Below are 471 nucleotides of genomic sequence, written 5' to 3' on the forward strand. Positions count from 1 at the left end.
CCCACGGGAGCTGCGGGAACACCTCACCGGACTCCTGCCGGACTACATGATCCCCGCCTCCTTCGTCACCCTCGACGCCCTCCCCCTGACCCCGAACGGCAAGCTCGACCGCAAAGCCCTGCCCACCCCCACCACCACCACCCCCGCCACAGCCGGTGTCACCGGGGCCGTGCGGCGGGCCCCGGGCAGCGTGCAGGAAGAACTCCTCTGCGGCCTCTTCGCCGACCTCCTCGGCCTGCCCGCCGTCGGCCCCGACGACAGCTTCTTCGACCTCGGCGGACACTCCCTGCTCGCCACCCGCCTCGTCTCCCGCATCCGCACCACCCTCCACACCGAAACCGCCGTCCGCGACCTCTTCGAAGCCCCCACCCCCGCCACCCTCGCCCCCCGACTCACCACCACCACCGACCACACCCCCCGCACTGTCTCTTATACACATCTGACGCTGCCGACGAAGGCTTAGGTGTAGAT

Annotated in this window: 1 protein-coding gene; it reads left to right on the plus strand. The window is 70.3% G+C overall.

The features are described 5' to 3' along the window. Window positions 1-463: phosphopantetheine-binding protein (locus IE94_RS36745; protein ID WP_037924879.1), on the plus strand; the 463-nt coding region annotated here is incomplete at its 5' end. Window positions 464-471: the final 8 nt, after the last annotated feature.

It is taken from the genome of Streptomyces violaceorubidus (assembly GCF_000717995.1).
Lineage (GTDB): Bacteria > Actinomycetota > Actinomycetes > Streptomycetales > Streptomycetaceae > Streptomyces > Streptomyces violaceorubidus.